Annotated in this window: 20 protein-coding genes; 6 read left to right on the top strand and 14 right to left on the bottom strand. The window is 34.2% G+C overall.

Features of this window, described 5'->3' with window-relative positions; genetic code table 11:
• Window positions 1–3 precede the first annotated feature (3 nt).
• Together rpsG and rpsL are read right to left on the bottom strand one after the other, a co-directional pair.
• Window positions 4–480, bottom strand: a complete 477-nt coding sequence (gene rpsG / locus ED556_RS13210) for a 30S ribosomal protein S7 (RefSeq protein WP_296324808.1) — start codon at window positions 478–480, stop codon at window positions 4–6.
• A gap of 23 nt (window positions 481–503) precedes the next feature.
• A complete protein-coding gene (gene rpsL / locus ED556_RS13205) occupies window positions 504–878 on the bottom strand; it encodes a 30S ribosomal protein S12 (protein WP_008269190.1) in 375 nt (124 codons plus the stop codon).
• Between the two features lie 239 nt (window positions 879–1,117).
• Here rpsL and ED556_RS13200 point away from each other — a divergent pair, with 239 nt between their 5' ends.
• The 3 genes from ED556_RS13200 to rlmB all read left to right on the top strand — a co-directional run bounded on the left by ED556_RS13200 (window position 1,118) and on the right by rlmB (window position 5,255).
• Window positions 1,118–2,746: a POTRA domain-containing protein gene (locus ED556_RS13200; RefSeq protein WP_296324803.1), complete on the top strand. Its 1,629-nt coding sequence runs from the start codon at window positions 1,118–1,120 to the stop codon at window positions 2,744–2,746.
• 81 nt (window positions 2,747–2,827) lie between these two features.
• Complete coding sequence (locus ED556_RS13195) at window positions 2,828–4,462, top strand: aryl-sulfate sulfotransferase (protein WP_296324802.1); 1,635 nt, start codon at window positions 2,828–2,830, stop codon at window positions 4,460–4,462.
• 58 nt (window positions 4,463–4,520) lie between these two features.
• Window positions 4,521–5,255 carry a 23S rRNA (guanosine(2251)-2'-O)-methyltransferase RlmB gene (gene rlmB / locus ED556_RS13190; protein ID WP_296324799.1) on the top strand — a complete coding sequence of 245 codons (735 nt, stop codon included), beginning with the start codon at window positions 4,521–4,523 and terminating at the stop codon, window positions 5,253–5,255.
• A 5-nt stretch (window positions 5,256–5,260) separates the two neighbouring features.
• Here rlmB and ED556_RS13185 read toward each other — a convergent pair whose 3' ends face one another.
• Window positions 5,261–6,001, bottom strand: a complete 741-nt coding sequence (locus tag ED556_RS13185) for a rhomboid family intramembrane serine protease (protein WP_296324796.1) — start codon at window positions 5,999–6,001, stop codon at window positions 5,261–5,263.
• 87 nt (window positions 6,002–6,088) lie between these two features.
• On the opposite strand from ED556_RS13185, the gene ED556_RS13180 reads away from it, so the two are divergent.
• A complete protein-coding gene (locus ED556_RS13180) occupies window positions 6,089–7,366 on the top strand; it encodes a replication-associated recombination protein A (protein ID WP_296324793.1) in 1,278 nt (425 codons plus the stop codon).
• Here ED556_RS13180 and ED556_RS13175 read toward each other — a convergent pair.
• Genes ED556_RS13175 through radC form a run of 4 tightly spaced genes read right to left on the bottom strand, consistent with a single transcriptional unit; the run spans window position 7,363 to window position 11,065 of the window.
• On the bottom strand, window positions 7,363–8,340 hold the full coding sequence (locus ED556_RS13175) for a hypothetical protein (RefSeq protein WP_296324791.1): 978 nt from the start codon (window positions 8,338–8,340) through the stop codon (window positions 7,363–7,365). The genes ED556_RS13180 and ED556_RS13175 overlap by 4 nt on opposite strands.
• A gap of 49 nt (window positions 8,341–8,389) precedes the next feature.
• A complete protein-coding gene (locus tag ED556_RS13170) occupies window positions 8,390–9,073 on the bottom strand; it encodes a YjjG family noncanonical pyrimidine nucleotidase (RefSeq protein WP_296324788.1) in 684 nt (227 codons plus the stop codon).
• Window positions 9,060–10,364, bottom strand: a complete 1,305-nt coding sequence (locus tag ED556_RS13165) for a polysaccharide deacetylase family protein (RefSeq protein WP_296324785.1) — start codon at window positions 10,362–10,364, stop codon at window positions 9,060–9,062. Before ED556_RS13165 ends, ED556_RS13170 begins: the two co-directional genes overlap by 14 nt.
• Window positions 10,365–10,366: 2 nt before the next feature.
• Window positions 10,367–11,065 (bottom strand): DNA repair protein RadC, encoded by a 699-nt coding sequence (gene radC / locus ED556_RS13160; RefSeq protein ID WP_296324782.1) that lies wholly within the window; start codon window positions 11,063–11,065, stop codon window positions 10,367–10,369.
• Window positions 11,066–11,116: 51 nt separating this feature from the next.
• Between radC and ED556_RS13155 the strand changes: the two genes are divergently transcribed.
• Together ED556_RS13155 and ED556_RS13150 are read left to right on the top strand one after the other, a co-directional pair.
• The gene (locus tag ED556_RS13155) at window positions 11,117–11,560 is read left to right on the top strand and encodes a DUF1569 domain-containing protein (protein ID WP_296324779.1); all 444 of its coding nucleotides are present in this window, start codon (window positions 11,117–11,119) and stop codon (window positions 11,558–11,560) included.
• Window positions 11,561–12,151, top strand: a complete 591-nt coding sequence (locus tag ED556_RS13150; protein WP_296324776.1) for an FMN-binding negative transcriptional regulator — start codon at window positions 11,561–11,563, stop codon at window positions 12,149–12,151. It abuts the gene before it with no gap.
• A gap of 31 nt (window positions 12,152–12,182) precedes the next feature.
• Here ED556_RS13150 and ED556_RS13145 read toward each other — a convergent pair whose 3' ends face one another.
• From ED556_RS13145 to ED556_RS13115, 7 genes are all read right to left on the bottom strand, one after another.
• The gene (locus ED556_RS13145; RefSeq protein WP_296324774.1) at window positions 12,183–15,506 is read right to left on the bottom strand and encodes a reprolysin-like metallopeptidase; all 3,324 of its coding nucleotides are present in this window, start codon (window positions 15,504–15,506) and stop codon (window positions 12,183–12,185) included.
• A gap of 263 nt (window positions 15,507–15,769) precedes the next feature.
• The gene (locus ED556_RS13140; protein ID WP_296324771.1) at window positions 15,770–17,125 is read right to left on the bottom strand and encodes a Mur ligase family protein; all 1,356 of its coding nucleotides are present in this window, start codon (window positions 17,123–17,125) and stop codon (window positions 15,770–15,772) included.
• Window positions 17,126–17,190: 65 nt separating this feature from the next.
• Window positions 17,191–18,594: a TolC family protein gene (locus ED556_RS13135; RefSeq protein ID WP_296324768.1), complete on the bottom strand. Its 1,404-nt coding sequence runs from the start codon at window positions 18,592–18,594 to the stop codon at window positions 17,191–17,193.
• A gap of 2 nt (window positions 18,595–18,596) precedes the next feature.
• The gene (locus tag ED556_RS13130; protein ID WP_296324765.1) at window positions 18,597–19,946 is read right to left on the bottom strand and encodes an HlyD family efflux transporter periplasmic adaptor subunit; all 1,350 of its coding nucleotides are present in this window, start codon (window positions 19,944–19,946) and stop codon (window positions 18,597–18,599) included.
• Between the two features lie 4 nt (window positions 19,947–19,950).
• Window positions 19,951–21,618 (bottom strand): ATP-binding cassette domain-containing protein, encoded by a 1,668-nt coding sequence (locus tag ED556_RS13125; protein ID WP_296324762.1) that lies wholly within the window; start codon window positions 21,616–21,618, stop codon window positions 19,951–19,953.
• Window positions 21,619–21,620: 2 nt separating this feature from the next.
• Window positions 21,621–22,295, bottom strand: coding sequence for a TetR/AcrR family transcriptional regulator (locus tag ED556_RS13120; protein ID WP_296324760.1), 675 nt, complete (start codon window positions 22,293–22,295; stop codon window positions 21,621–21,623).
• Window positions 22,296–22,411: 116 nt separating this feature from the next.
• Entirely contained in the window at window positions 22,412–23,365 is a 954-nt protein-coding gene (locus ED556_RS13115) for a tetratricopeptide repeat protein (protein ID WP_296324759.1), read from the bottom strand.
• Window positions 23,366–23,391 lie beyond the last annotated feature (26 nt).

The following is a 23,391-nucleotide window of genomic DNA, read 5'->3' as shown; positions in this document are numbered from 1 at the left end:
ATATTAAAATCTAAAGTGTGAGAATGCTTTGTTTGCTTCTGCCATTTTGTGAGTATCTACTCTTTTCTTAACAGCAGCGCCTTCTTCTTTAGCAGCAGCTAAAATTTCAGCAGCTAATCTTTGTGCCATAGATTTCTCGTTTCTTTTACGAGCGTAACCTATTAACCACTTCATTGCTGTAGAAACTTTACGGTCTGGACGAATTTGCATCGGAATTTGGAATGTAGCACCACCTACACGACGACTACGTACTTCTACGTGAGGCATCACATTAGATAAAGCATCTTTCCATACTTCTAAAGCTGTTTTTTCTTCGTCGTTCTTTTTCTCTTCTACGATATCTATAGCATCATAGAATACTTTAAACGCCACAGACTTCTTTCCGTCCCACATCATATTGTTTACAAAACGCGTAACCAATTGATCGTTAAATCTTGGGTCTGGTAAAAGAGGTCTTTTTTTCGCTTGTCTTTTTCTCATGTCTTCTTCTTAAAGTTTTTTAATTACTTCTTAGGGCGTTTAGCACCATACTTAGATCTTCGTTGTGTTCTTCCAGCTACACCTGCTGTATCTAAAGCTCCACGAACGATGTGATATCTAACACCTGGTAAATCTTTAACCCTTCCACCTCTAACTAATACTATCGAGTGCTCTTGTAAGTTGTGACCTTCTCCACCGATATATGCATTAACCTCGTTTCCGTTTGTTAAACGAACCCTTGCTACCTTACGCATTGCTGAGTTAGGTTTTTTAGGTGTCGTTGTATAAACACGAGTACATACACCACGTCTTTGCGGACACGAATCCAAAGCAGCCGATTTACTCTTCTTAGTTATTTTGGCTCTTCCTTTTCGTACTAATTGTGAAATTGTTGGCATATAATTTTATTATATAAATTTAAAAACCCTCACTTTTGAGGGCTGCAAAGGTAGAAATATATCTTTATAATTCAAATAGTTGATAATTAATTTTACAAAGAAAATTTAATCTTAGATTTCTAGGTATACATTTAGTCTTATTTTTACGTTATCAAAGTTGAAATTCTAGGTTGAATTTATCTATGACGAAACACACTTTTTATTTATTACTATTAGTTTTTGTTTTATCCGTTAACCTGATGATTGGACAATCATTGAAACTTAATGTGTTGGGTGAAACTGAGCAAGCAACAAAACTGATAGATTCAATCGGATACACGACAACTTTTTTAGATTATTTATCTATTGAAACTGAAGTCTATTCCCTAAAAAATAAACTCATAAACCAGGGCTTTATTGACACCAAAATTGAATCGATTGAAAAAGAAAATGATTCGCTTTTTCTCGCCAAACTGTATTTAGGAAAAAGATTGAATATAGTTAGAGTGTTTTTTAATTCTACTTTTGATAAAAGTTTGCTCGACTTTTTTGATATCAAACTTGGTGAAAATTATTTTGAATTAGACATATCCCAATTAGAGAATTTATTAGAAAACTTAAACAGAAGAATCGCAGAACAAGGCGACCCTTTTTCATCGCTAAGGCTTAACAATATAAAGAAAAAGGACGAAACTATAATTGCTGATTTAGTCATAGACGCAAATCAAAAACGTTATATCGACAAGATTGTAGTTAAGGGCTATGAGAAATTTCCTAAATCGTATTTAAGGCATTTTCTAAAACTTAAAACCGCGCAGCAATTCAATCTGGAAGATATAAAAGAAAAAACCGAAGAATTGCAGAACTTAAGGTTTGCTAAAGAAATTAAAGCGCCTGAAGTTTTGTTTACAAACGACTCTACGGTTTTATACTTATATACTGAGAAAACAAAGAGTAATAATTTTGATGGCTTCCTTGGATTTGGAACTAACGAAAACACCAATAGGTTAGATTTTGATGGCTATGTAGATTTGAGATTGGTTAACAATCTAAATTTTGGTGAATCGTTACGGCTATTTTACAAGAGCGATGAGATAGACCAGCAGACTTTTGATGTTAATATTAACGCGCCATTTTTATTTGGTTCACCAATAGGACTAAATGTTGGGCTCAAAATTTTCAGAAAAGATTCTACGTTTTCTACAACTTCGCAGCAAGCAAAACTTAACTATCAAATAAATCCAAATCATAGAATTAGTGCTGGACTAAAAAATATCATTTCAAGTGATTTACTGGATTTAAATTCAACTTTGATTAACGACTATGATTCAAACTTTTATCAGATAGCTTACAACTACACGAAGCCGCAATTTTACGACTTGCTATTTCCTATTAACTTTTATTTTGACCTTAATGCTAACTTTGGAAATAGAACACAAAACAGCAGAAAACAACAGCAAAGTTCTTTTTCTTTAGAAGCATATAAAATATTTAATCTTAATGCTAAAAATAGTGTGTTTTTAAGATTAACAGGTGCATCGCTCACATCAGATGATTATTTAGACAATGAGCTATTCCGTTTTGGAGGTATAAACTCTGTGAGAGGTTTTGAAGAAAACAGTTTAGTCGCTAATCTTTTTGGTGTAATAAATACAGAGTACAGATACAGATTAAGTAATACAATATTTGTGCATTCTGTAATTGACGCTGCTTATTTTGAAAATGAACTCACAGATACAAAAACCAAATTGTTTGGATTTGGGTTTGGGTTGGGCTTACTAAGTAAAGCTGGACTTTTTAGGCTAAATTATTCTAGTGGAAAAGCCGAAAATGTTCCTTTTAGGTTATCAGATTCCAAAATTCACGTAAGTCTCACTGCTACTTTTTAGACTCATAATTATAGGGGAAGAAGTTAAAATCTCAAATAATTGCAAATAAATTATTAGGTTTGCGAAAAAAGCGATGAAATTATGAGGATACGACTACTTTATTTTCTTCTATCATTTCCAATATTTATCATCTCTCAAAACACGCTTGGGACAGTAACAATAGATGAAAATGTTACTGAAGGATATACATTATTTACCATAAATACTGGCACCTATTTAATCGATAATTGTGGACAATTAATAAACTCATGGACGAGTACTTTTACACCAGGTAATGCGGTATATTTATTAGAGGATGGAAGTATTTTACGAGCCGGAAGAACAAACACAACTAACATTGTTTTGGGTGGACAAGGCGGTGTAATTGAAAAATTTGATTGGGAAGGCAATCTGACATGGCAATATTTTTATGACTCTGCTACCGAAAGACAGCATCATGATATTTATCCAATGCCCAATGGCAATGTTTTAATTCTAGCTGCAACAATAATGACTGAGGCAGAAGCTATTCAAGCTGGGAGAGACCCACTAAATCTTTCCAGTCCTAATCTTTATAACGAACAAATCGTTGAAGTAACACCTGTAGGCGCATCAAGTGCTAATATTGTTTGGGAGTGGAACATTAAAGACCATCTTATACAGGATTTTGATGCCACGAAGGACAATTTCGGAGTAGTTTCGGAAAACCCAAATTTATTAGACATCAATTATACCTCTAGTGGAAGTGATTCTTCGAACTGGCTTCATATTAATTCTATTCAATACGATGAAACTTTAGACCAGATTGTTATAAGTAGTAGAAATGTAAGTGAAATATATATTATAGACCACTCTACAACAACAGCTGAAGCGGCAACAGGAAGTGGTGGAACGTATGGTAAAGGCGGTGATATTTTGTATAGATGGGGAAACCCAGAAGCTTACGGTAGGGGCACGACTGCAGACCGTCAGCTTTTTGGACAGCACTTTCCTCATTTTATTAGAAATAGTGTTTCAGACAATGGCAAAATTATTGTTTTTAATAATGGTAATGGGAGGACTCCATCTTTTTCAGAAGTATATGTTTTAAACCCGCCGATTGACAGTCCAGGTGTATATACGCAAAATGCGACTTTGGCCTACGGACCTTCGACCCCAGATTATACTTACACCGATCCTGTTCCAGGTGATTTCTATTCGGCAATAATAAGTGGTGCACAGAGGCTTCCAAATGGTAATACTTTAATAATGGAAGGAACAAAGGGAAGAATTTTTGAAATTAACCCATCGAATACGGTGCTTTGGGAATACTTTATACCGATCGATGGTACTAACGGAAATTCTGTTGACCAAGGTGTGCTACCAACATCTTTCAACAATAATTCCTTTAGAGCAACAAAATATAGCACATCATATAGTGCTTTTGACGGCAGAGATTTAACACCTAGCGCACCATTAGAAAATAATCCAGATATAGGTTCTTGTTTAAGCGTGTTAAGTGACGATACCTTTGAGATTACAAGCGTGGTTATTTCTCCAAACCCAACACGAGATTTCATTAACATAAATACGACTCAAACCATTAATAAAATTGAGTTTTATGATATTAATGGACAAAAAGTTTCAGAACATTTTGACACGTATAGATTAAATATTTCAGCTTTTAATACAGGAATATATTTCGCTAAAATATATAGTGAAGGCAAGGTTATAAGCAAGAAATTTATAAAACAATAACATCAAGAATTAATATCTTTTTAAACCACCATTTAAGGTGGTTTTTTATTTTTACAATATGAAGAACGAAACTACAATATTTGGTATTAGAGCAATAATTGAAGCTATTAATTCTGGTAAAGAAATTGATAAAATTTTTATTCAAAAAGGTTTAAAAGGAGAACTATTTCAGGAATTGGAATACGCCATTAGAAAGGCAAAGATTAATGTATCTTATGTTCCAATCGAAAAATTAAATCGCTTATCCAAAGGAAACCATCAGGGTGCCGTAGCCCAAATATCGCCAGTAGAATTTTATGAAATCGAAAACTTAGTTTTATCAACTATTGAGTCTGGAAAAACACCGTTATTTTTATTATTAGACCAACTGAGTGATGTTCGAAATTTTGGCGCTATTTTACGAACAGCAGAATGTACAGGTGTCTCAGGTGTAATTATTCAGAAAAAAGGTGGAGCGCCAGTAAGTGGTGATACCATTAAAACTAGTGCTGGTGCAGTATTTAAAATTCCGATATGCAAGGTTGACCATATCAAAGATGCTGTTTTTTACATGCAAGCGTCCGGAATTAAAGTAATTGCTGCTACAGAAAAGGCCCAAAATTTAATTTACGATATTTCTTTAAATACGCCTTGTGCAATTATTATGGGCTCAGAAGGAAGAGGTATTAATCCTTCGGTACTCAAAGTAGTCGATGAACGCGCCAAACTACCCATATTAGGGGACATACAATCTTTAAATGTGTCTGTAGCGTGTGGTGCTTTTTTGTATGAAGCCGTGAGACAAAGAAGTTAAAATTATTACTCTTCTTCTTTGTAATTATAATTAATTCTAGGACTTCCATTATCATGGTAATTAGAGTCAGGATTGTCTTCTTCTGGTAAGATTTCAATAAAATTACCATTGTCATCAAAATGCTTCATAAATGGGTCATCATCCTCATTGTAAGATTCTGTTTCCCAAACATATCTTTCAGGTTTTGCAATTTGATTTCTAAAAATTAATGCAAAAATTAATCCAGTAATTAATCCACTCAGATGGCCTTCCCAAGACATATTATCTTTAATAGGGAACACATACCATATCATACTTCCATATAAAAAAATAATAATTAATGATAATGCTATTAGCCGATAATGCTTTGCAAAAATTCCTTTAAAAAAGATGAAACTGACTAACACATATATTAGTCCACTAGCTCCAATATGATTACCAGACTTACCGATAAACCAAGTTAAAAACCCAGAAATTATTAAACCAAATAAAAGTACTCGCCAAGCAATTTTATTATAGAAATAAAACAGAGCCATGGATAACACCAAAAGTGGTATAGAATTATTATATAAATGACTCAGGTCTGAATGTATAAATGGGCTTGTAAAAATCCCTAGAATACCTTCTATTTTTTGGGGATAAATCCCAAGGTGTCTTATTCCAGAATCAATTCTTACTTGATACCAAAATACCAACCAAATTAAAAACACTAATAGCAGTGGATATACGATTACAGTATTAGAATATTTGAATTGTTGCTGGCCCATTGTTCAAATTTAAGAGTTAGATGTCAAAAAACTAACCAACAATTAACAATATGAAATATTGTCAGACCTATTTTGTAATTTTAACTTATGAATACACCATTAGCAGAACGCCTAAGGCCCAACACTCTTGAAGATTATATAAGCCAAAATCATTTGGTAGGGAAAGATGGTGCTCTATATCAACAAATTAAAAGCGGCGTAATTCCGTCACTAATTTTATGGGGACCACCAGGAATTGGAAAAACAACACTAGCAAATATTATAGCTACCGAGTCTGCACGCCCATTTTATAAATTAAGTGCTATCAACTCGGGCGTAAAGGACATTAGAGATGTTATTGAAAAAGCCAAAAAAAGTGGTGGATTATTTACTGCTAAAAATCCTATTTTGTTTATTGATGAGATTCATAGATTTAGTAAATCTCAACAAGATTCTCTTTTAGAAGCTGTTGAAAAAGGTTGGGTTACATTGATTGGTGCTACAACCGAAAACCCAAGTTTCGAAGTTATTCCTGCATTATTATCGCGCTGTCAAGTCTATATCCTTAATTCATTTAGTAAGGAAGATTTAGAAATGTTATTAAATCGTGCTATAAAGGATGACAACATAATTTCGAGAAAGAAAATTGAACTAAAAGAAACTGAAGCTTTACTGCATCTTTCTGGTGGTGACGCCCGGAAACTTCTAAATATATTTGAGCTTATAGTAACATCTTTCAAGAAAGATGAAATTATTATTACTAATGAAATCGTATTAAAACAGGTGCAAAATAATACGGCTCGTTATGACAAAACAGGCGAGCAGCATTACGATATTATTTCGGCTTTTATAAAATCTATTCGTGGCAGTGATCCTAATGCAGCTGTTTATTATTTAGCACGAATGATAGAAGGTGGTGAAGATGTGAAATTTATTGCAAGACGCCTTTTAATCTTAGCAAGTGAGGACATTGGTAATGCAAACCCAACGGCGCTGGTAATTGCAAATAATACCTTTCAAGCTGTATCTGTTATTGGACATCCTGAATCGCGAATAATACTAAGCCAATGTGCCACGTATTTGGCTAGTTCTCCAAAGAGCAATGCTGCTTATGAAGCTATAAATAAAGCACAACAATTAGTTAAAGAAACTGGTGATTTATCTGTGCCTTTGTCTATAAGAAACGCTCCCACAAAGCTTATGAAAGACATTGGTTATGGTAATGATTACAAGTATGCTCATAACTACGACAATAATTTTGCTGAACACGAATTCTTACCAGAAGACATTAGCGGAGTAACACTTTACAATCCAGGTAACAATAGTCGAGAAAATTCACAACGCGAATTTTTGAGACTACGATGGAAAGAAAAATACGGATACTAAAACTTAATGTTTAATTCTTTTTTATCACTGTTTTCTGAATAAAACCACTTGCCGTCTTCTTTAAATACTATGGCATCTTTGCCTTTTACTGTATAGACATTTGGAGCAGCAGTTTTAATCAATACCATAACTATTTTTGGTGAAGCATCTACGAGTTGGTAACCATTATCTAATGGTTGAGCATACAATATATTTTGAGTAGAGGATTTAGGTTTAGAAACTGGTTCCTTTACAACCATAGTTTCTTTTGCAATTATTTCCTTTTCAATTGGTTTTTCCGCTTTAGCAACTAGGACTTCTTTTTCAATTACATCTTCTTTTGGTGCCTCTTCTTGAGGAGCTACAATTTCTTCGGCAACTACGTCTTCAGCTTTCTTTTCAGCTGCTTCTTTCTGCTTTTTTAAGTCTTCAACTTCTTTTTTAAGCTGAGCTAACTCTGCTTTAGCTTTTTCTGCATCTTCTGCTTTCTTTTTTGCCGCTTCCAGTTTGGCTAAAACGTCTTTTTCAGATTCATCAACTGAATTAGTAACTCTTATTGATGGATCATACTCGTATTGCAAAAATTCTACACTCTTAAACGCATCTTTAATTGCTGCTGGATAAGCTTCTTTAAACATCTTAATTTTTGTTTTACCTATATCAGATAAAAAAACTTCATTCCCATAACAATCATTAAGTTGTACCTGTACTTTAATGCTTAGACCACCGGATACTTTTAGGACATTCGCATATAGTGCTAAACATCTATCATCGAACAATTCTTGTGGTAGCTTTTCTTCATCAAAATAAACTTCAAAACCTTCTTTTTTCAATAAATAACGTGTTAATGTGCTTGTTCTGTAAGCATCTTTTCCTTTTAAAAATTCAAATTTCAGGGGCACAACAACATATTTGTATGCATTAATATTTTCTTGAGTAAATCCCTTAAAACCAATACTCAAAATAATTAATAAGATGGCTACTTTTCTCAACATCGATTTTTAATTTATGATATAAATATAACTTATGTTTTTATTAAATAGTCTAAAGGAAATCCATTAATTCTAGTAAAAACGTTATCCGTTTCACTTCTGTATTTGGAATTCGATTAGCATAATCAAAAAAAATGGCTTCCATTCCGACGTTAACAGCGCCTTCAATATCGGCTTCGAGATTATCACCTATCATTAAGCTTTCTTTCGGAAAAGCATCGGCAGCATTAAGCGAATAATTGAAGATTTTAGGGTTAGGTTTCTTAACCCCTACCATTTCAGAATTAGTGACGGTAATAAAATAATCTTTCAAACCAGAGACTTCTAACTTTTTCTCTTGTGCTTCCTTAAAACCATTTGTAATAATATGCAACTGATACTTGTCTTTAAGATAATCTAGTATTTCGAAAGTACCTTCAAACACATGATTGAAAGTGGTTAAATATGTAATATAATCCTCGGAAAGTTTGTCTATAATAGCATCCGACACAGAAACATCTATTGCATCAAAAGCATCTTTTAATCTACCATATCTTAATTTTGCCTTTGTCACTCTTTCTTCTCTATACAATTTCCAATATTGAAAATTAATAGGTTCATACACTGATAAAAATGCTTTTAAATCAATATCTAATCCATTGATTTGAAATATTTTTTCAAAAGTAAATCCTGAATTTTTATCAAAGTCCCAAAGCGTGTGATCTAGGTCAAAGAATATGTGTTTAATGTGTTTCATCAACTGATTTTAAAATAGTATTAAAAAGCACTTTAAATCCCAACCACGTGCCATCATCACTAAATGAGTAGTTATGAAATATCGGACAAAACGTACCATCGACAGCTTTTATAGAATTAATAAATCGTTCTAAACTTTCTTTTTTATCTAGTTGAGATTTATGCTTTAGCAATGCAAAATCCATGCAATGAAACGGATGAATCTGTAATGGTGTTTGTACCTCGTAATCTAAGTCATAGAACAAAAAAGGCGTGCAAGTCCCAGCTCTAAAACCGAGCTCACTTAGGTAGCCCATTGTATAGTCTTTTTTAATTTCTAATTCAATAACGTTTCTGTAGGTAGTCGGCATATTGAGTTTTGAATGTGAATTTCGAATGGCCTCTAAATTTACATTTGTTATCTGCTCTAAACGTTGCTTTTCTTTCTTCAGTAATTCGAGATTATCTAAAGAAAAATAAGATGCTTTTAAACCAATATTACAATAATCTCCTACTGATTTTATTAGTGATACAAACCGTTTTTTATTGGTACTTATATTTTTATCGAAGGTAGAATAATCACCTACTAAAAAGAAAACCGTGAATTTAAAATCAACACTTTTTTGCCTATTTATAAGCCAATTGAATGTGTTAAATGGGTCTTTCTGAAAGCCTAGCAATACAGAAACACGTTGATAGAATTGTCTAAATTTAAACCGAAATACATCGCCTAAAACCCCACCAATTGTTCTCAACAATCCTTTATGACTGTATTTGTAAGCCATAGGAATATCAATTATTGGGTCAACATTGTATTTGCGTATTGGAAATGTGAAATCTGGGAAACGTTCCTGCAAGACAGACTTCAGTTTGTAAGCCCAAACATCAACAATTGGTTGCTTTAAAAACCCTTCTTTTTTAGCTAAACTTTCTGAAGCTAAAAAGCGGCCATAATCGTCATTAACATGGGGTAGATATTCCTCGTATCTACTAAGCAAATAGAAAGATGCTGCAAAAATATCGTAAGGTAAATTACTACGCTCGCCTGTAGCAAAAAACCCTTTGGTATTATCCCAATCATTTACAGAAATATCTATATCAGATAAACCTTGCTCAAAAAGCAATGCATGGCTTCTAACAAATATTTCATTACTCAAGGGTTGTTTCGCATAAGACATCTTAATAGACTTATGCGCAATAAAATCTTCAATCTTAGAAGTAAAAGACACTTCTAATCCTAAAATTCGTTTACAAATATGCTTAAACGTATAGGTTAGTCGTGGTGTGATTTTATGTGTATATACCAGCAACATGATTACAATAGTGCTTCGTCTGCAAAACTAAAATAAGCTTGCTCGGTTATAATTAAATGGTCTAAGACTTTCATATCGAGACTTTGCGTTGCCACTTTCAATTTCTGAGTAATGTTTTTATCAGCTTCACTTGGTCTTAGCGTACCTGATGGATGGTTATGACACAAAATCATCGCAACTGCTCCAACCTCTAACGCTTGCTTAAGTACCAAACGTACATCAACCAAAGTACCAGTAATACTACCTTTACTTAATTGTTGTTTATGTAGTACTTTATTAGAGTTATTAAGATACAGAATCCAAAACTCTTCGTGATGTAACTCCCCAAGTAAAGGTTGCATAATATTATAAACATCTCGGCTGCTTGTAATTTGCTCTTGCTTAGCAGCATCTTCTAATCTTCGCCTTCTTCCAAGTTCTAAAGCTGCAGCAATAGTAATTGCCTTGGCCTCGCCTATTCCTTTAAACGATTGTAATTGTTTTAAAGATAGCTTACCGAGTGTGTTGAGATTATTATTTGCACTTGCCAAAATTCGTTTGCTTAAATCTACAGCACTTTCTTCTCTGCTGCCCGAACCTATAAGTATTGCAATTAACTCTGCATCACTTAATATAGATTTTCCTTTATCTCGCAATTTCTCACGAGGTTGGTCATCTTGGGACCATTGCTTTATTGAGAAGGAATTTGAAATTTCTGACATGCTCTAAAGATAAAAAAATGTAATTTTAAGCATCCAATTAAATCAATAATTATGCAATCTATTTTTGAGGAAACAACTTATAATCAAATCAAGGCAAGAATTAGTAAACTCGATGATAACTCTAAAGCAAATTGGGGCAAAATGAATGTTGGGCAAATGGTATGGCATTGTCAAGGACCACTTAATATTATTTTGGGTAAAAATCACTATGGTATGAAACCAAGCTGGTTTGCTAAGTTGTTTTTTAAAAAATCTCTATACAATGATACACCTTGGAAAAAAGGATTGCCAACCGCTAAGTTTTTAAAAACCAATGAGGGCAAAAATTTAGAAGCTGAAAAAGCAATACTAGAGAATTTAATTGACGAGACTTATGCGCAAAAAGACAAGGTAGAATGGGCACCTCATCCTGCATTTGGTTATTTTACAGCTCAACAATGGGGCCAAATGCAGTACAAACATTTGGACCATCACTTAACGCAATTTGGTGTATAAATGAACTATCCTCCTAAACTACATCAAGACGATAACCTTGATCATATGATTGAGGTGATTAAAACGTATCCTTTAGCTACGGTAATATCTGTAAAGGACAATCAACCGCTTATTACCCATTTACCACTCATTTACGATAATGAAAAGCTAATTGGACATATTGACATTTACAATCCACAAGCTCAGTTATTAAAGGATAATAATGAGGTGACGATTTTATTTTCTGGACCTGAATGCTATATTTCACCTACAGTATATGGTACAACCCAGCTACCAACTTGGAACTATATAAAAGTACATCTTAAAGGTTCTGTAAAAGCAATTGAAAGTAAGGCTGCACTTAAACAGTCTTTAATTACTATGACTGAGTTTTTAGAAGCTCCAGACCATAAATATGTGCTTGAGCCAGATAACCCAAGACTAGATAGAAACCTCAACTATATCGAAATGTTTGAGATTACGATTACCAATTGGGAAGGCAAGTTTAAACTCTCACAAGATAAAAAGCCAAGCGATATAAAGGCTGCTAGAGAGCACCTTATAAAAACCAACCAAGACAGTATAAGAGCATTCTTAGATAAGGTGTTCTAAATACTTAAGTTGTTTAGTAAAATTTATGTGCTTATCTAATTACCACTTTACGTGTCAATTGTCTTCCTCCGTTTTCAATCCTTAATAGATAGATACCTGCGGTAGCATTAAAACTAAGGGCTTCGTTAAAAGTTGAAGTTACATTTCTGTAGACTTTTTCACTTACCTTTCTCCCTCTAATGTCGTACAAAGTTGTTTTTACATTATTAGAGTCAATAGTATCAAAAACAAGGTTTATTATTCCATTAGACGGATTAGGATACAAATTGAAATTCGCAAACGTAAAATCACCAGCTTCTAATGTCTGACCCTGAACTTCAACTGTATAATCTTCAACTTCGGCGTCATGATTATTCTCACAAGATGTAGGATCAGAATTATATTTAGTAGTAACTCTCATTATAGTATTGCCCAACACTGCATTAGACGGAACAGTTATAGAAAAAGGGCTATCACTCGTTGCACCATTAGTTTCACCAAAAGCCGTTCCTAAATCATACTCTTCCCCAGGGTCATCAAAACTACAGTTCTGATTCCAGTCTATCCATACCAAAGTGTGAGTAACAAAATTACCATCAGTATCAACATTTACAGTTATATCATAACTGTTATTTACTACAACTGTGGCCGTTAAATTAGTATAATCACTATACCCTGATGGCTTACCAGATGGATTATTTATACCCGCAAAATTGACTAAAGTCGTACTCGTCTCAAAAATGGTGTTGGCTACAGATGGGCAAGCTGTACAACTTAAAGTAGTAAAACTATATATTGACGAAAAAGAACCTTCGCCACAATTATTTTTTGGTTTCACTCTCCAGTAATAAAGCGTTGTCTGATTGAGTCCAGATACCGAATAACTTGTTGTTGTCACATTAGCAGAACTCACAATAGTTGTAAACGTATTGTCGGTTGCTAATTCTACGTCATATGATGATGCATTAGCATCAGCATCCCATACTAGTGTTGGTGACTGACTTACGCCTGTTGCACCATCAGATGGAGATGTAAGGTTGAGTGCCGAAAAAGTACTATCAAAAACATTAAGGCTCACAATACTAGTTTTTGTTATACTGCCAGAGGTTCCAACCAATTCTATGTTATTATAAGACCCTGTTGCAACACTTCCTGTTCCAGAAATTGTGGCAGTAACATTTGTACCATTTGCAGAAGCTGAAGTAGGACTAAAAACAATACTTGCTCCTGTAGGCAAATTATTAGCTGAGAAATTTGTTGTTCCACTAAATCCTAAGAACGTGTTATAAGTAAAACTATAGACGGCATCATTAGGAGCACATACATCTATTGAAGGATTAGAAACTGTTAAGTCAAATTCTGTTTGTTGAATTGTAAAATTGGTCGAATTAATGGCGTAGAATATATTTCCTTCTGCCTCTACTTTTACACGAGCTGTAGAAGAATTACTACCAATAGATGGAACCGAAATATCGTGAGAACCGTCGTTTGCTACATTTGATGCCAATGTGTAAGGATAAGTAAAACCACCATCAATTGAAAGTAAAATATTAACGTTTGAAGTGTTTATAGCACCGCCATCTGTTCCTGCAACATTCCATGTAACAGTTTGAATTGTTCCGGTGTCCCAAGTCACGTTAGTTGGTTGTGATGTTACTGTAAAAGGTCCAAAATTGTCATCAACAGTAACCGTCATTGTATCGTAATCGCTTTGAGGATTTTGACCAACTCCGTTAGCCTCGGATCTATCTCTAACAATGAGTGCAAAATTTAATGATCTTGAAACGTTTGAAACTGTTTCCCATGATGTATTAGCAACTGTTTCTACTGGATTAGTTTCTGTTAATTGGCCATTAACTACACGTTCTATAATTGGCATATATCGATCAGGATTTGTGCTTGGCGGTCTAGATCTCCAAACGGCTCCAGTAGTTTTATTCGGTCCAAAATTTCCAGAGGTCGTAACACCATTATCAATTTGTTCCCAATTATACGTTAGTATATCTCCAGCATCTGCATCAGTTGCAGAACCTCTTAAAACAAAAGCCGTACCAGCTGGAATTGTATAGTTTGGTCCAGCCTCTGCAACAGGTGGTTCATTGGTTAAAGTTGAACTCTGCCCCTGCCAGCAGGTTCTAGTTTCAAGATTATCCAATACTTGTTGAATACTATAGTAATGGAAATATGGATCTGAATGGTCTTGTACATCATTAGCACCTGTAATACCTGCATAACCCATAATCGTGGTACCACTTCCAGGTTCTGCATTAACACCTGTGCCTTCACTCTGAAAAGACCAAGTATGATTTGCACCCATTTGATGACCTATCTCATGCGGCACGTAATCGATATCAAAAAAGTCATTCATGTAAGGACCACCATCGTTATCTTGCCAAGTGTGCGCAGACCAACCACTTCCTTTACTTCCATCCACACATACACATCCTATACAACCTGCATTTCCACTATTAAACCCTGAAGCAAATAAATGTCCTATATCATAATTTGCTTCTCCAAAATTATTAGTTAAGGTCGTTTGTAATTGCCCATTGTAACTACCACTTGTTGTGTATGGGTCTGTACCTGAATTTGTGTATATAAGTTGAGTACCTGTTACTAAATTAAAAGTTACTGCCATGTCCACTTCGAACACTTCGTTATTTCTATTTAAAGTAGAAACAATTTGAGCTAGAGCGTCTTGTTGAGCATTTCCGTTACCATTATTACCGTCATCCCAAAAATTGGTATACTCTGCAGTTGTAGAAACGGCAATTCTAAATGTTCTTAACATTTGGTCATTAGCATCTCTATGATTGCTTTGATTAAACTTTAAATCATTTATTCTTTCATCAGGTGTAAAGCAATCAAACTCCTTTTCTACAAAATCTTTTGAGCCTCTATTATAAATAATATATTGCGTATTATTTCCTCTTCTAAGAGGTACTAAAAAAGAAGTTGGTTTATCTAGGTAAGACACCATGGTTTGTAAGCCTTGTGGCGTAACGCTAAATCTAATTCGAGAATATGTTTTATCAGTACTGAAACCAACATAGGTCTTTATATCAGGGTATTGAATAGATAGCTCATCTGACAATACAGGTGCTTCAAACACATTGTATTCTTCAAATTTTCCATCAAGATTAGGAAAAGATACCTTTACACCACTTTTTCCTTCACCTCTTCTATTTACGGCTTGTAATTGTGCTTTGAAGCTATTAAAATCTAAGGAATAGAGTTTATACTTACCTTCTTTTAACGATGCAATAGAATTGGCTTTTTCAGACTTTGCATTTTCTGCCCAAATTCTAGATTGGGAATGTCCAGCAGTTAACGTTAGCAATAAAATTGCTACGCATAATAGGGGTTTAGCGTTCATGTTATTATTTTAGGGGTACGTTACAAATATACATTTTTTCCTAAATTTATGTTAAAGCACAGTAAAAGTCACTTTAAATTGGCCGAATAGAGCCTAATTATTACTAGTCGAGAACGTACTTTTTAGGTTAGTCGGATAAGGTATTTTTGACTTGCAATTATATAAAAAGTAATCTATCAATACCAAAACCCTATATATTGTGGAGTCCACTATTTTATTAAAATCCTAAACAATGATTTACTGCCCTTACATTAATGGTATTACTACTTAATCAACGTTTTGACCTCATCAAAATCCAAGCCACCATAATTGCCAGAGCTCATTAACAGCAATGCCTTATTAGTAAAATTTTGAGAGAATAAAAACGCTTTAAAGTCAGCTGGATTGGTATAAATAATTAAATCATCACGCTCAAAAGCATTGGCAATTTGCTCCTGCGTGATTTCATCTAGTTTTTTAATTTCAACAGCATGCGGTGAATAAAATACTACAGCTTTATCCGCAGCGTCCAAAGTACCCTTATATTGTTTTAAAAACTCGGCATTTAAGCTACTATAGGTATGTAACTCTAAACAGGCTAATAATTCTTTGTCTTTGTATTGCGACTTAACGGCTTCGGTAGTTGCTTTGACCTTACTTGGTGAGTGTGCAAAATCTTTATAGGCAACAGAGCTAGTAGATTCAGCTATTTTTTCTAATCGTTTGCTTGCACCTTTAAAGGTTGAAATCGCCTCGTAAAAATCATCCTCATCAATGCCCATATGTTGACAAATCCATTTAGCACCGGCTAAATTGTTAAGATTATGCGCTCCAAATACTTCAATAGGCATTGGGCCTTCTGGTGTTTCAAGAAGCGTTTCGCCATCTTCAACCGAGTATTCAGGAGTTTGGTATGGTAATTTTCGTATTTGGTTTTCTGATGCTTCAACTACACGTTTTACTTCTTCATCTTCTTCATTATAGTTAATACTGCCACCACGCACAATACTATCTACAAAAATGCTAAACTGCTCCACATAATTATCGTAGGTTGGAAACACATTAATATGATCCCAAGCAATACCACTTAACAACGCAATATTTGGTTTGTACAAATGAAATTTTGGGCGTCTATCTATTGGTGAGCTTAAGTACTCATCGCCTTCTAGCACAATAAAATCATTATCGTCAGTAAGCTTTACCATAACATCAAAGCCTTCAAGCTGAGCGCCAACCATATAATCTACATCTCTATCATGGTAATGCATTACATGCAAAATCATGGATGTAATGGTTGTTTTACCATGGCTTCCGCCAATAACAACTCTGGTTTTATCCTTAGATTGCTCGTATAGAAATTCAGGATAACTGTAAATCTTCAAATCGAGTTCTTGTGCCTTAAGTAGCTCAGGATTATCAGCCTTAGCATGCATACCTAAAACAATAGCATCTAACTCCGATGTAATCTTCTCAGGAAACCAACCAAAAGTTTCAGGAAGTAAACCTTTAGCTTCTAAACGGGATTTTGATGGGTCAAAAATAGTGTCGTCACTTCCAGTGACTTTATAGCCTTTATTATGAAGTGCTATTGCCAAATTATGCATAGCTGCTCCACCGATAGCGATAAAATGTACATTCATATAACAAATATCTAGTTACCTGAACGAATATCCAAATGCTTTAATGGCTAATATCTAAACACTATCTATAAATCTGGATTTACAGCTAAGCTATTAAACAACTTTGCTTTGGTATTGAAGAATTTATTCTGAATTTCAATTGCTTTTAATTGTCCTTCAATAAGTTTTGACTCTCTTGAATTAACTAAGAACAAAGAGCTTTCTCCTAATTGAAATTTACGTTCTTCAGCGGTTAGCATTAGTTGATAATCACTTACCATTTGCAGAGTAATTTCATTTTGAGTTACATAAGAATCCAACTCTTGTTTTATGGCGTCTATTTTATTCTGAATATTTACTCTTGTAGCATTGATTTCAAACTCTGTATCGCTCAACTTTATCTTGGCTAATTTAAGATCACCTCGTTCCTTTCTAAGAAAAAGAGGATAACTAAAATTAAGACCACCTTTATAATCGTTTGTATTAAAGGACCTAGAAATATCTGGTGTTTGGGTTAAAAAATTGTATTCCAAATCAATTCGAGGTAACAGCATATTTGCTTTAAGACGTCTCTCAACATTAAGACTTTGGCGTTTAAAATCTAGAGATTGTAGTTTTGGATGCTCATCTATAACCACTGCTTCACTTTGTAAAGCATCTATATTAAATGTAGCATCAACAATTGGCTCTGTATTAACATCTGGGATTACATTAGGTTGTAGTTCCACTGGAATGTTGTTGTCTAACCATAAAAATGTAGAAAGCTGCAATGCTGTTTTTATAAGTTTCACTCTTGATTGCTCTAGACTTAGTTTTCTATTATTTAGCGCAATCCTCGCTTCTGTGGCATCAATTTGTGCATTCTCTCCTAACTCTACACCACGTACAACACCGCGATAACGTAATTCTGCATTAGTTAAAAAGTTCTGAAATAGCTTGAGTTCATTGTAAGCCTTAAGCCAATCGAAATATACTTTTGATGCTTCAAACAAAATAGTATTGACTAATATATCTCTATCTGCTTTAGCCTGCTCTCTGAATAATCGCGCTTGTTTTAACGATGCCATTCTATCATTTATTAGCAAACCTCTAGCAATAGGAATTGAAACTCCAGCAGAATACAAACCACCTTCAGGAATAAAATCTTCAGGGTTTAGAAAATCGCCCGTATTTTCTTCAAAAGATGCTTTTAGCTCTATACCAAACCAGGTCGGCACCTTAAATGTACCATTAAGCTGATCCCAATATTCAGTACCTTTTAATCGCTTTCTATCGTAATCAATATCAATCTTTGGGTCAAAAGCACCTCTAGATTTCATAAGCTTCGCTTGGCTCTCATCAATGACTAATTCTGCCTGCTTTACAATAGGGTGAAACTTCTTTACAAAGCCCAAATATTCATTAAAGCGAAGCACATTCTCCAAGCCTTCGGATTGCGAAAATCCAAAACTTGAGACAAAAAAGAATACTATTATAATAATACTTCGCATGATTATTTCTTTTTCGCTATATCTGAATCTAAAGGTTGGTAATAGTTTGGTGGGAAACCGTTAAGCTGCCTCCAAAGTTCAAACCAAATCGGAACATCCTCTAACAAAGCCATTGTATAAGCACCAGAACCGGCACGCACATCCTTTGGCCATGGATGGTCTTCTGGATCAGGTTTTAATAACACTCTAAACTTTCCGTTAGGGCTAATAAAACGTTCTACAGCAACAACCTCAGCACCATAAGTACCATAAGACACATTAGGCCATCCACTAAAAATTATAGCTGGCCATCCATCGAACTGAACTCTTACTTTTTCACCTTTATGGATTAATGGTAAATCTATTGGCTCTACATAAGTTTCAACGGCTAAATCTACTTGAGCTGGTAAAATGCCCACTAATTCTTCTCCTTCTTTAAAGGTTTGCCCGACACCACCACGTAATACGGTTTGAATAAAACCATCATAAGGTGCAGTTACATACAAAAGACCATTCCGAATCGTATAATTTGATACCTGATTTTCTAATTTTTGCACTTGTGCTTCAGTATCTAGCTGATTTGATAAAGCTGAAAACTTCTCACTTTCTGCTTTAGAAATCTTATCTGCATATTCTGCTCTTATTCGAGAAATTTCGAGCTTTGCATTAATGACTTCGTTTCTGCTCACAAGTAATTTAGCTTCTTGAGATGTTTCTTTAGCTTGCGTTTCTTGCAATTTCACTCTTGCATCTTCAACACGTTTTAATGCCGTAAAGCCATCTTGATATAAGGAGTCTGCACGGTTGTATTTTGTTTGTGCGATAACCATGTTGGTTTGTGCTGCGACCAAATCAATACTATCTGCTTTTACTTTTTGATAAGCTTGAAGTATTTTATTTTGTGCTTGCTCAAGCTTTAATTTTCGTTCGTTAACCAAAGCTGAGATTCTAACGTTTTGAGCTTTCACCTTGCCTTGATACGACTCTACCGAAAATTCTTTTGCTTGTCTTTGTTTCTCTGTTCGTTGTACGAGATTAGGGTCGAAATACTCACTCTTAATTTCAGCTATTTTCATGATAGTATCTCCTTTTCTAACACTATCTCCTTCGCGAACAAACCATTGTTGAATACTTCCAGGTATTGGAGACTGTATAGTTTGTGGACGTTGTTCTGGTGTTAGTGTGGTTACATTTCCTCTTCCAGAAATATTCTGTGTCCAAGGCAAGAACAACATTACAAAGCATACAATAGCAAAGCCTGTTAAAAATCGACGTGATTGCTTAAAATAGTCCTTATTTAAGACTTGCTCTGCAGACTTAAACTTACTTAAATCTACATCTTTATTTAAAGGATTACGAGATATATTTAGCATAACATTAGGCTTTTTCTATTTTACCCCTTTTTAGGTGTATTACTTGCGAACAGCACGTAGACCAGTCTTTATTGAAACTTACCACAATTAATGACCATGGATGTTCTTTATCTGTTAAATACTCGATAATTTTGTTGGCTTCTGGTATTTCAAAATGCTCTAAAGGCTCTTCAAGAATTAATACTTTTGGTTGCTTCAAAATTGCTCTACCCAAAATAATTTTCTTAGCAACCGTAAATGGAATTTGTTTTCCTTCTGGATAAATAACAGTGCTTAATCCAAGCTCTGTTTCTTTTAAATAATCAGTTAAACCAAGAAGGTCCAGAACGTCATTAATTCTTGTGCTTGAAATTGAATCGTCTCCAAGCGTTAAATTTTCTTTTATAGTTCCTTCGAAAGGCGTTTCGTCACTTAAAACCATACCCAAATTACTCCTATAGCTATTAAGGTTTAGGTTACTTATTGCGGTATTATTTAAAAACACGCGCCCTTTAGTTGGTTTTAATATTCCGGATATAATTCTGAGTAAAGTAGATTTTCCTGAGCCGCTTTCGCCTTGAATTAAAATTCTGCTCTTTGAGTCTATTTTAAAAGAAATATCTTCTAATATTGGTAAACTTCGACCAGGAACATCATAGGTTACCGACTCTAATTCTATTTTAAAATCATCATCAATAACTATTGGTTCTCCTGTTTGTGGCTCGATTTCTTTATCAACCACTTGTCCCATTTTCTCTAATGATGTCAGTACATCATAAAAAGACTCTAAGCCTAGAATAAGCCTTTCAACCGAATTGATTACCAATAGAATTATAATTTCTGCTGCGACAAATTGACCAATATTCATTTCTTGATTAAGCACTAATAAACCGCCAATAATTAAAAGCCCTGCAGTAACTAATACTTTGAAACCTATCATCTGAACAACCTGCAGTATCAAAATCTTAAAATGACCTTCTCTAGCTCCTAAATAATCGTTGACCAGTTTGTCATTTTTATCTAGTGCTAATGATGTTTTACCAGAAAGTTTGAAACTCATAATAGACCGCGCAACTTCTTGAATCCAATGCGCTACAATGTATTTCCGTTTAGATTCAACAAGACTGGTATCCATACCACGTTGAATAGTAAACTTAAATACTACATAAATTAATATGATTAATAACACACCGAAAGCAATAAAGAACGGGTGATAAAAGGACAAAAGAATTAAAGCAAATGCAATCTGTAATACAGCTGCAGGCACATCAAGTAACAATTTTGCCAAACCCTTTTGAACGGTTAGTATATCAAAGAATCTATTTGCTAACTCTGGCGGATAATAGTTGTAGAGTTGGTCCATACGTATTTTTGGAAAACGATACGTAAACTCAAACGATGCTCGCATAAAAATGCGCTGTTGAAGGGTTTCAATAATTCGCATTTGCATCAATTGAAGCACACCAACAAAAGCAACACCTAAGGTTACTAAAGTTACTAGAACTATCCAAGATGTACTCATCTGAGCACCTCCTATTAAATTCACAATTGCCTGAATTCCGAGTGGTAAAGTCAAATTAATTAACCCACCAAAAACGGCATAATATATGACCTGAAAAACATCCTTTTTTTCAAGCCTTAATAATCCTAAAAACCGTTGCCACGGCGTTAGAATTGACTTTTCTTGGTTCATCTTTAGTTTGGTTTGATGGCGTTAATAGTTAATTCTTGAAAGAACTTCGTTGGAGTTACGGTATCACAATCTGTAATAGAACTGAAATGATCTTTGAGAAAATGCTGGTGCAATGCACCTTCTATGATGGTGCTAGAAATACTCGATGCATATTTATAATCAGGATTGATGTCTAAAATCATTTCCTTAATTCGTGATACTAATCGCTTGTAAACAACGAAATAACCTTCTTTATTTTCACTATCTACTTCTTTGGTTAAGAAAGACTTTGAGTTTTCATTGATTATAATTTGGTTAAGTGTTACCTCATTAACATGTGTGAAATTATTATCTTCTTTAATGGTTCTTGTTACGACCTCAATAGCTTTTAACAAGCGTTCTGTTTTATCAGACACATTAGAAGTGGAAAACACCAATTGATACTCTATCCATGCCCAATACCACGATGTTAGATATAAAAGAAACTTATGCTTGTTTTCAAAGTATCTATAGATCGAACTTTCATTTGAACCAATCTTAGTACCTAGTTTTTTGAATGTAAAACTGTCGAAGCCAATTTCGGCGATGAGAGAAATTCCATTTCCAATAATTCGCTTTCCTAAATCCGATGATTCTGGATCTTTTAAAAAGATTTTCTCAGGGACAGAAATCTTAATACTTGAAAGTAAATTTTTCATTATTAATTATTTTGATTGCAAATATGATAGTATTACTATTAATTCTAAAATAATTAACAAATATTTAGCTAAGCATCAATTGTTTAGATAGGCATGAAAATTCTAGAAACTGATTGTTATTTTTTGGAAATAATGGCTTTCTCTTGAAGCGCTTGCTTAAAATCAGCCCTGATAGACAATGCTTTATCTATATAACTTAAAGCTTTGTCTTTTTCGTTTTTATGCTTATAGATTTGGGCTAATCTATAGTATGCCCATTCTACAGGCACACCATCAGCAGCTGTATAATTTTTTATGTACTCATAAAGGCATCGTTCACCTTTATTAAGCTGAACATTATAATCTGCAGATACTTTGCCTAATTGGTAATGCAAAGCATTTCTGTTGTGCTTTTTTTGAGAAGATTCAATAGTTGCTATAGCCTTGTTTGGCTGGTTTTGGGACTCATAAAGATTGGATAATTTTTCAAAGCAAGTGAGTGAACCACCAACTTCTACTGCCAATTTATAATACTTTTCGGCTAGCTCTGGTTCGTCATCATATTCATAGATATAACCTTTTGCCAAATACCCATCTACTGTTGATAATGCCTGAAGTTCATTAGCATATTTTATCGATTTCTTTTTACTTCCTCCAACAATTCCAGGCAAAGACATATATAACTCTACCAAAGCCCATCTGGTTTCTATATGTTTTGGATCTAATTCTGCAGCTTTTAAAAAGGCACGTTTTACATCACCAATTAAACCTAAAGCTTTTATCTTGCTCACAGATAAGGCTTTCATTCCTAATGAGCCGCCATATTTATAGTGATAATTGGCATTCATGTTCTCAAGTTCAGTAAGCTTCTTATATTGCTCAATAGCTTCATCCCACTTTTTTTGATGACCATAAGCATCACCTAGCAATTCTATAGCTTCCTTATCTTTTGAATATTGTTGCACATATTCAGACATTAAGACTTCGGCTTTTTTATATTGTTTTTGGTTAATTAATTTCTTGGCTCTTTCTGCAGAAGTTTGAGAAATTGCTAGTATTGGGAAGTACAAAAAAAGAATTAATAACCTCATAGAAATGGCTAAAATACAAATATCAA

This window comes from Winogradskyella sp., from assembly GCF_003712105.1.
Classification (GTDB): Bacteria; Bacteroidota; Bacteroidia; order Flavobacteriales; family Flavobacteriaceae; genus Winogradskyella.
Note: the sequence above shows the minus strand (reverse complement) of the source record. Positions and strands in the feature narration are given on the sequence as shown.